8 protein-coding genes are annotated in these 9561 nt (G+C 72.1%); 7 read left to right on the top strand and 1 reads right to left on the bottom strand.

The genetic code is table 11. From position 1 onward, the window contains the following. Positions 1-514 precede the first annotated feature (514 nt). From QK442_RS35650 to QK442_RS35620, 7 genes are read left to right on the top strand one after another with little or no spacing between them, the layout of a single operon-like run. Positions 515-1360, top strand: a complete 846-nt coding sequence (locus QK442_RS35650) for a hypothetical protein (RefSeq protein ID WP_282698292.1) — start codon at positions 515-517, stop codon at positions 1358-1360. 17 nt (positions 1361-1377) lie between these two features. Beyond that, positions 1378-2259 (top strand): hypothetical protein, encoded by an 882-nt coding sequence (locus QK442_RS35645; RefSeq protein ID WP_282698291.1) that lies wholly within the window; start codon positions 1378-1380, stop codon positions 2257-2259. Beyond that, the gene (locus tag QK442_RS35640) at positions 2256-3146 is read left to right on the top strand and encodes a hypothetical protein (RefSeq protein ID WP_282698290.1); all 891 of its coding nucleotides are present in this window, start codon (positions 2256-2258) and stop codon (positions 3144-3146) included. The genes QK442_RS35645 and QK442_RS35640 overlap by 4 nt, the downstream gene beginning before the upstream one ends. Further along, positions 3143-3943 carry an AP endonuclease gene (locus tag QK442_RS35635; RefSeq protein WP_282698289.1) on the top strand — a complete coding sequence of 267 codons (801 nt, stop codon included), beginning with the start codon at positions 3143-3145 and terminating at the stop codon, positions 3941-3943. Before QK442_RS35640 ends, QK442_RS35635 begins: the two co-directional genes overlap by 4 nt. A 38-nt stretch (positions 3944-3981) precedes the next feature. After that, the gene (locus QK442_RS35630) at positions 3982-5019 is read left to right on the top strand and encodes a phosphotransferase (protein ID WP_282698288.1); all 1038 of its coding nucleotides are present in this window, start codon (positions 3982-3984) and stop codon (positions 5017-5019) included. Positions 5020-5057: 38 nt separating this feature from the next. Continuing rightward, positions 5058-7784 carry a Gfo/Idh/MocA family oxidoreductase gene (locus QK442_RS35625; RefSeq protein ID WP_282698287.1) on the top strand — a complete coding sequence of 909 codons (2727 nt, stop codon included), beginning with the start codon at positions 5058-5060 and terminating at the stop codon, positions 7782-7784. 54 nt (positions 7785-7838) lie between these two features. Then, positions 7839-9050, top strand: a complete 1212-nt coding sequence (locus QK442_RS35620; RefSeq protein WP_282698286.1) for a hypothetical protein — start codon at positions 7839-7841, stop codon at positions 9048-9050. Between the two features lie 172 nt (positions 9051-9222). On the opposite strand, the gene QK442_RS35615 is transcribed toward QK442_RS35620, so the two are convergent. Then, the coding region (locus tag QK442_RS35615) for a hypothetical protein (RefSeq protein ID WP_282698285.1) at positions 9223-9561 on the bottom strand (339 nt) is incomplete at its 5' end.

Here is a 9561-nt window from a genome sequence, read left to right as displayed (position 1 = left end):
GCCCGGTCCCATGGGGCTCGACTCGGCCTGATCTGGGCGGCCCGACCGGTGATTTCCGTGCTCAACGCCTCTGCGGCTCATCGGAGCGCCGCCGCCAGTGGTCTTCGGGTGTCAGCTCGATTCGCTTCGTCTGCTGGTGACTTGGGGTACCTGCGCATTCGCCCTGAGACGGGTGCAGAGTGCGTTTCCGAATCTTTCGTGTCCGAGAAGGGGCGTATTGGTGGTCGTTGACGCTGCACTTGGCGAGGCGGGCCCCGCTGGGGGCGTCTCGGCGCAGAGGGAGCGGATCTCTTTGGTCCTTGCGGGGTGGCGGTTACAGGTGGCATCACCCTCGCGCGGTGCTCTTGGATCCGTCGTGGAGATGCTGGTTCCGGCGTGTTCCGTGAAGTCGTCGAGTGCGGGTGCGCAGTGGAGGCTCGAGGTCGAGCAAGGCGCAGGTGCTCCGCTGCTGGAAGCGGAGGATGCCTCTGGTCGCGGGGGGCTGGTTCTGGGGCTTCCGTACGGAGGTCGTCGCTTGGCGGTGGTCGGGCTGACGGACGGCGTGATGAGGCTGGTGGCGCGCTACCGGTCCGGGGCGCCGCCGGCTGGGATGGAGGTCGATGCCGTCGCGGGTGTGACTCGGCTGGTGGTGTCGGCCGGTGACGTGGTGGGGCTGCGGTGGGCGGACTGGCTGGCCCGGGTCTTCTTCGCGTCGCGGCTGCTGACGTCGGGGTGGCGGATGCTCCACGCTTCGGCGGTTGCCGTGGAGGGGAAAGCTCTGGTGTTCCTGGCGGGGCGGTGTGGGGGGAAGTCCACGCTCGCCCACCGTGCGGTGCGGGAGCTGGGCGGCCGGTTCCTGGCCGACGATCTGGTTCTGATCGGCCCGGGCGGCATGGTGGTGGGCTGGCCGACTCGTGTCGCTGTGCCCGAGTCGCTGGTAGGAGGTGTCGCCGGCGGGCGGCGTGATCGCTCGGTTGTTGCCGGGGTGGTGCGTGAGCGGGTGCTGTTCACTCCGGCCGAGCACCGCGCTGCCCTGGGGATCTCGTATTCGCCGCCCGTCCGGCTCGGTGCGGTGGTGGTCGTCGACGGTTCCGGCGCGGCCGGAGAGGGGGTTCGGGTGCGCGAGGCGGGAGCTGGCGTGCTGGAGCGGGCGGTGGCCGGGGCGGCGGACATCACGGATCAGATGGTGTACGTGAGTGATCCGCTGGGCCTGATGGGCGGAGCGCGGCTGGCGGACCAGTCGGCCGGGATGGGGCCTGTGGACGGGTTGTTGTCCGGCGTCCCTGCCGCCGTGCTGCGGGTGGCGGTGGAGCAGCTGTCGACGGCGCCGGTGTGGCGGGCCTTGGAGGGCGTTGTTCCCGGGGCCGGTCGAGGCCGGTGAACGCCTCGGTAGAACAGGTGTACGAGGTGGTGAGCGCCGGGCGCGGGCTTGAGGTGAGGGCGGATGCGGTGTTGGTCTCCCGGTGGGAGGAGATCGCGCCGCACCTGCCCGGTGTGCCCCGTGACGGCCTGCGGCCCGGCCTGGATATGTCGACGGACGCAGTGCGACTGCCCCAGGGGGCGCGGGTCGGCGACGTGCGCCGGCTGTTGAACGCCCATCTGCATCTGCTGCATCTCGCCCATGGAACGCTGTGCCTCCACGCCGTTGCCCTTCGGCATCCGGCCGGCGGCCGGGTGGTGGTGCTGCTCGGCGGGCACGGAGCGGGCAAGACGCTGGTCGCGCTGGCGTTGTTCCTGCGCGGCTGGCGGGTGATGGCCGGGGACGTCACGCTCGTGGACTGCTCGGCCCAGGGCCTGTCGCCTCGCGTGGTGGGCGGCACGGCGGCGTTCCTTGCCCGCCCGGGTCCGACGCGGCGTTGGTTCCCTGACCTCGTACCGTCGGTTGCCGGCGAGGATCGTGTGGACCTGAGCCGCGTGCCCGGGCTGTGGGAATCTCCGCTAACTGCGCCGGGTACGGTGGCCGCGGCGGTGCTGGTCGATGTCGACGGTGATCCGGCGGCCGGTGAGGGCGCGGTCGGGGTGCTGGACGGTCACACGGCTGCCAACGTGTGGTGGCGGGCCAGTGGTCATCTGCTGGAGCGACTGCTCGACGACGCCCCGGTGGTGCTGCGCTTCCTGGAGGACGGCGAGGCCGCCGTCCGGCGTCTGTCCCTGGTGCGAGCCTTGGCCCGCACGATTCCCCTCCATGCGGCGTGGGGGGCGCCTGAGCTGATAGCGGACCGGATCGAGCGCCTCGCTCACGCCGCCATGCCCGTACCGGTCACGGAGGTTTCTTCATGAGGGGGCAGGAAGGGGTGCGCCGGTACGCCGGGGCTCGGGTGCGCGTTGTTCGCGGCCAGGCGCGGCTGTTGTCGGCGGTAGGTCCCGGGCCGGGCATGGTGGCGGGGCAGTTCAGCGTCCTCAGCCCGGGAACCGAGCGCCGTCATCTGGCCGGCGCGGACCGCGAGGCCGGATATATGACGCTGGGGCGTACGGACGAGGCCGCGGGATGGCTGGTGGCCCCGGTACCGCACGGCGCCGCCTTCGACCCGGCGTGTCCGGGTGCCGTCAGAGCCCCCGCGGGTGTGCCGCCGAGCCTTGCCGCACTGGCCCGGTTTGGGCAGATGGCCTGCCTGGGTCTGGACCGCGTACCTGCTGTCGACGTGAACGGCGCCCTTGTCGTCGGCTCCGGCCCGGTCGCTTTGGGCTGCGTACTGGAACTGCACCGCCGCGGCGCCACCAGGATCCGGGTGGTGACCTCGCGCAGCAAGGCGCCCATCGGCCAGGCCCCCGGGGTCACGTGCGAGCGGCCGGACGGGGCCGGGCGAGGTCACCTGGTCATCGACACGACCGGGGATGTCCGGCGCGCGGCCGCCCTGACCGAGCCCAGCGGAGTCCTCGGACTGCTGGGCACCCCCAAGGCCGGCGACGTGCTCGGGGCGCTGGAGGTGCACCGGGGCGGGTGGACGGTGGTCGGCATGCACGAGCTTGCGCCCGCGGCCCCCGGCGCCTATCAGGCGGCTTACACCACCGTGGCGTCCTGGCTGGCCGAGCATCTCGATCCGGCCCTGGTCGGCCGGTGGTGCCGGACGGTTCCCGGAGCATGCGCGCCGGAACTGTTCGCTGTGCTGGACGCGCCCAGCCGCCCGGCCGAGCCCGTTGTGCTGCTGGACTGGAGGACCTCGTGACAGAGATCGGCGTCGGCCTCTACAGCATCGGTGTGCGCGGCCTCAGGGTGCCCGAACTGCTGGAGTGGACGGCGTCCCAGGGGATTTCGTTCGTGCATCTGCGGGGCGGGCCGCGCGGATACGACCTGGCCCGGCAGGAGCGGGCGACCCTGGAGTCATGGCGCGAGTGCGCACGGCAGTTCGCGCCGGTCACCGGTGTGACGGCGGATCTGGACCTGGCCGACCTGTTCGCCGCCGACGAGACCGCCCGGGACCGCGCCCAGGTGGAGCTGGAGCGGCTCGTTGTCGCCGCGGCGGTGCTGGGCGCCGGGTGGGTGCGGCTGCTGGGCCGCATCGTGCCGCGGGGCCGGTTGTTTCAGGCCATGTACGGTGGCGGGCTGCCGGAGGTCGAACTCCCGCTGCTGGTCGAGCTCCACGATCCCGGCTGGCTCGAGCCCGCCGCGCTGGACACTCTGGAGGTGCTGCTGGAGCGATGGCCCCGCCTGCGGCTGCTGGCCGATACCTCGCAACTGGCCGCTGCCGTACCGTCCGCAGGCCAAGGCTCGGACGAGGCGCTGCATCGGGTGCTCGCGTTCGCCCGGGTCGTGCATCTGTCCGACGACGGATCCGGCCTTCACACGGCGGGCCACAGGATGGTCGCGGCGCAGGCCGCGCGACAGATCGCGGGCGGGCGGGACATCGAGGTCGCCGTGGAGTGGACCGGCCGGCCCCGCACGACACGGGCGTGCCTGGCGCGGTACCGGTCCGCCTGCCGGTGGTGGGCCGAATATGGTTCCCCCCCTGCGGCGAGGCCATAGAGTGTCCCTCCGGTCACGACAGGTCACAAGGAGGGGTCGTGTTGGACCCGGACGCACACGCTGATCTCGCCTCGGTCCTCGCGGGCGCCTACGCCTTGCCTGCCGTGGCCCTTGAGCGGCTGCCGATCGGCCAGGTCACCGTCAACTACCGCGCCCAGGCCGGGGATGAGGTGCTGTTCGTCAAGCAGTACCAGGACGGCGCGGACCTGGCGGCCGAGCAGCAGGCGGTCGACCAGGCCGCCCTGGCCGGCGCGCACCAGGTGCCGGTCGCGAGGGTGCGGCGCTCGACGGACGGGCGCCGCCTCGTCCAGCAGGACCGGGTCGCGGTGTCCGTGTGGGAGTGGGTGTCCGGCACGGTCGTCGACGACGGGCTGAGCCCCGCCCAGCAGCGTGCCGCCGGCGCGGCGCTGGGCCGCATCCATGTGGCGTTCGCCGATCACCCGGCCGGGGAGCGGCCGTCGTCGAAGCTCGACAAGTGGATGGACCCGGACATCGACAAGCTGGAAGCCACCGCCGTCAAGCTGCTGGGCATCGCCGGTGAGCGCGCCCAGCGCGACGCCTTCGACGAGGAGGCGCTTCGGACCCTGGCCGAGCGTCGCGCGGTCCTGCACCGCATCCCCGAGCTCCTGGCCGGCCTTCCCCAGCTGACCTGCCAGGTCCTGCACGGCGACTACTCCGCGGTCAACCTGCTGTTCGACGGGAACACGTTGGCGGCCGTGCTGGACTTCCTTCCCCCGGACCCGTTCCTGGTCGCCTACGAACTGGGCCGCATCGCCTTCGACCCGCGCACCGTCGTCCTCAACGACGACTGGATCGCCGCCGGCGTGAACCTCGTGGCCGCCTACCTGGACACCAACCCTCACCTGCCGGCCGCCGACGTCACCGCGTGCGCCCGCGTGGCGCTGCTGCAGCTGATGACCAGCCTGTACGGGGTCAAGCAGCACTACCTCAAGCCAGGTCTGCTCCAGGACGACCTGGACCAGTTCTGGCTGCTGCGGCACGCGGCCGCCCAGCGGCTGTTGGAGAACCTGGCCGACGTCGAAACCGCACTCGCCCAGGTATCCCGCAGCCGCTGACGGCTCTCGACCGGCGCCAGAGGGACGGGGAGGGCGTGATGTCCATGACAGTCTTACCAGCGGCCGAGGGCGACTGGGCGGTCCTGCGCGGACCGGTCGGCTCCGACGAGGTGATCGCCGCCGCGACCGCGGTCGCCGGACGCCATCAGCTCCAGTGCGACCAGGCGGGCCCCGGTACGATCCACCTCACCAGCCCCGACTCGGGCCCTGTGGTGACGGTGCGGTGGAAGACGCTGCCGCCCCAGGCTCCGCGCACGCTGGGCTTTCAGCTTCCTGCTCCGGCCGCCGTGGACATCCTGGTCGATCCCGCCCCCGGCGCCGGCCGGCTCGCCGCCGAACTCCATGACGCCCTGTCCGCGCGCGCCCTGCCCTACACCGACAGCGAGCTGGACGGCATCCGTGCCGCCATGCCGCTGCTGGAGCGCTACAGCACTGCTCCGCAGCAGGCGTTCGACGGCTGGGCATTGCTCTTCCGCGACCACTACCTGGAACACAGCACCGGCTTCGTCCTGGCGATGGAACGGGCCGGCATCCCCGCCGAGTGGATCTTCACCCTGGACAAAGGGGACCACACCTGGAACAGGCAGCGGGTCCACGCCACGTTCCTGGCGCGCGGCTACCGCAGCGACGTCCTGGACAACAGCGCCGTCAACGACCCGGCCTCGCACCGCACCGGCCTCGCCCGGGTCCAAGCCGAAGTCGACGCGTTCCTAGACGCCGCCCACGCGGCGGGCCGACGGGTCCTGGTCGTCGACGACGGAGGACTGCTCGCCCGCGGCTACGGCGCGGCCGGCGCCCCGCGCCGTGTGGATGCCGCACTCGAGCTGACCGTCAGCGGCATCAAGCGCATTGCCGCGGCCGGCCCCCTGGCCATCCCCGTCCTCAACCTGGCCCGCTCCCAGGTCAAGACCCGCCTCGGCTACCGCGAGATCGCCGACTCGTGCCTGCGCCGCCTGCGCGCCCTGCTGCCGGACCGCAAGATGATCGGCCGCCAGGTCCTCCTGCTCGGCTACGGCACGCTCGGCTCCCGCCTCGCCGCCCAGCTGCGGGCTCTGGGGTGCCGCGTCGATGTCGTCGACACTGACCTGCCGGCCCTCATCGACGCTGCCGAGGACGGATTCACCACCTACCGCACCGCCGCCGACGCTCTGGCCTCCACCACACCGTTCCTCGTCATCGGCACCTCCGGCGAACTCGCCCTCACCCCGGACGACCTTCCTCATCTGCCCGACGGCGCGCTGCTCGCCCCGTTCGCCACCCGGGACTTCTCCGCCCTGACCGAAGGCCCCCACCGCGCCCGCGCGACCGACATCCCCGGCGTCGGCATGCGCTTCGACCTCCCGGACGGACAGGCCGTCACCCTGCTGGGCAACGGCCGCTCCATGAACCTCTTCGAGGCCGACTCCATCCCCAACCAGGGCTACGACGCCTACCGCGCCGGCACCCTCATCGCCGCCGCAGCGCTGTGCACAGACCCCGGCCGCGTTCCTCCCGGACTGCACACCGCCCCCGCCGACACGGCCATCGCAGCCGCCGGACTCTGGGAGGCGTACTACGACCTGTACGCCGCACCGAGACCCGCGCCCCACCAGCCCACCACCGTCCCCGCCCCTCGCCCGGCGAAACCGGCCGCCATAACCGGACTGCGGCGCGCCGCGGTCGTCGGCTACGGCGTCGCCGGCCGGCTGCACACCGCGATCCTCACCGACCTCGGCGCCACACCGGCCGTCATCGACCCCAAGCACCAAGACCTGCCTGCGGCCGTGCGCACCTTCCCCCACGAGGTCGGCGAACTGTCCCCTGCCGTCGCCGCGGGTATCGACCTGTGGTCGATCTGCTGCCCCACCGCCGAACACCTTCCCGTACTGCGCGCGGTGCTCGCCCACAACCCGGCCGCCCGAGTCCTGATGGAGAAGCCGGCCTGCCGCGGGCACGAGATCGACGCCTTCACCCGCCTGCTGGCCGAGCACCCTGGCGCGCGGATCGTCGTCAACGACCAGTACCGGCACTCCACCACCCTGCCCGCGTTCGCCGACCTCATCGCCACGCTCGAGCCCGACGCGCCCATCGAGAAGGTGTCGGTGCTCTTCACCAAGGACCGCCGCCCCGACAGCGCCTCGGGCCGCTTCATCGACCGCGACTACGGCGTCCTGGGCTACGAGTGGCTCCATATGCTCGCCGTCGTACGCGGCATCCTGCCCCCGCCGACCTGGGAGAACTACCTCGCCTCCGACCCGGCCACCACCACGACCGAGCCGGCATACGACCCGCGCCTGTTCGTCGCCGCCCTGACCGAACGCACCCGCCTGCCCCAGCCCGGCACCGCGGCAGGCCTCCAGCTGGAACTCACGTCCTCCATCCTCGGCCCAGGCCAGGCCGACGACACCGCGCCCGCTCCCCGACCACCCTGGCGCCAGGGCCTGCGTGCCGCCGACGACCGCTACCGGCACCTCACCGTCCACGCGGGACGGACCCGCTTCACCCTGCACCTCGAACCCGTCACCGCGCCCGGCGGCTGGCAGCTGGAACGCAACCACCACCGCCTCACCGCCGTACGCGACGGCGCCCTCCTGCACGACGAAGTCCTCACCGACTCCCCGCTGGACACCTCCGTCCGCCATGCCGCAACGGTCCTGTTCGGCGACGCGCCCCCGCCGCCGCCCGACCTCGCCCCCTTGCGGCGCATCGCCCGGCTGGCCGACGTCCTGCGTGAGAGGGCACCGCGCAGCCACCGCACACATGCCGAGTCCCCGACAAGCGCGTAGCCACACGTCCCTCACCCGGCCCTGCGGGGCCGGCCCACCGGAAGGGCTCCGCTCATGACGCACACCCTCACGCTCGCGGCAGGCCGACGTACCGTCAGGGTCCGTTCCAACAGTGCTTCCGTCACCGACTGGGCAGCCCGGTACTTCGGTCCCTACTGGCGGGCAAGCCCCTCAACCAGCGCCGAAGGGCCGACGGTCACCGCCACCGACGCAGACCACCAGGCGCCCGCCCCCCTCGCTCACTCCCAGCACGCCGTCTTCGCCCGTGAACGCATCGGCTACACCCGCCACCTCGACGGCACCGTGACCGCGCAGACCCTGTCCGACCCGGCACTCGGCTACCACTACAACCCCGCAGAGCAGCACCTTGCGATCACCAGCCGTGAGGACCTGACAGCCTCCTCCCGCCCCGGTCGGCCGACACGGCTGGCCACCGCGACCACCCGCTTCGCTCGCGAGATGATGCGGGCCCAGCTCATCGCCGACGGATGGGTCCTGCTCCACGCCTCCGCCGTCACCTTCCCGGGCGGGCGGACGCTCCTGGCACTCGGCGACTCCGGCGCGGGCAAGACCACCACCGCTCTCACCCTGGCCACCCAGGGCACCGCACTGCTGGCCAACGACTGCTGCTTCGCCCGCCCCCACCCCGACGGCACGCTCCGACTTCTGCCGTGGCCCTCCGCGGCCGCCATCGGCCTCGGACTCCTCAAGGCCCTCTCCCTCTCCACCGCCGCCGGTCATCACCTACGGACCGGTGAACCACCCCACCCCACCCAGGACCAGAGCGTCACGGACGCCCTCGTCAACGGACAGGTCACGCCTCTGAGATCCGAGTCCGGGCGGGAGCTCAAGGCGCACATCTGGCCCGAACAACTCACGCGGTGGCTCGGCCTGCCCCTTGCTACCTCCGGAACCGCGACGGCCGTCCTCCTCCCCCGCATCACCCCGTCCCTCACGGCTCCGGCCGGCATCGACACCAGCCGCGACGCACACGTCACAGCTGAAGTCTTCGTCGCCTCTGACACGGAGCGGTACCCCGACCTGTTCGGCTTTCACAACGGCAGCAACGCCGGCATGCCCAACGCCCAGTCCGCGGTCCTTCAACACCTGAACCGGCTGCCACGACACGCCATACGCCTGGGCCACAACCACGAGGCGAACAGGGAGTTCCTCACCACGCTCTCCGCGCCGTTCGTCGCGCCCACACTCGACGACGGGCAACATCATCTCCGGCATGGGGCAACAAAGGGCAGTCCGGGCGCGTAAGAGCGGTCTCACCCAAGGGGAGCCGCGCTAGGCGCAGCTTCACCACCCACCACGCCCCCGCGTGTCCTGCTCGTATGCCGCCGGCCCGTCACTCCACAGGAGTCCGCCGATGAGCTCTGCCCCGACCACCGGCTTCTCCGCCTTCGCTGCGGGCGAGTCAACCACCGCTTGATCAGCACGCCGGCATCCTGACCGGCTCATAGGGCGCGATGGACTCGGCGATGACCTCGGCCAGCTCGTCGACAGTCTGCACCGTGTGCCCAGGCGGGGTGATCCAGATCCGAGGTTCCGCGTCCGGGCCGTCCTGGTTGGGGATCAGCTGCGCGTACAGGTGCTGGTGTCCGCTCGGATCCTGCTCGTAGCCCCAGGTGCTGTACTTCTCCCAGCCGGGGAGCCAGAACGGGTGGGGGCCGCCGCGGGTCAGGTCGGGCTCGGCGGGCCGCGGCTGGTCCTCCCCAAGTCGGGGCCGTGGCGGCCGCACCGAATGCGACCGACTGCTGTCCACAGCCGA

Source organism: Streptomyces sp. CC208A (assembly GCF_030010625.1).
Lineage (GTDB): Bacteria > Actinomycetota > Actinomycetes > Streptomycetales > Streptomycetaceae > Streptomyces.
This window is presented reverse-complemented; position numbering and strand designations above follow the sequence as displayed.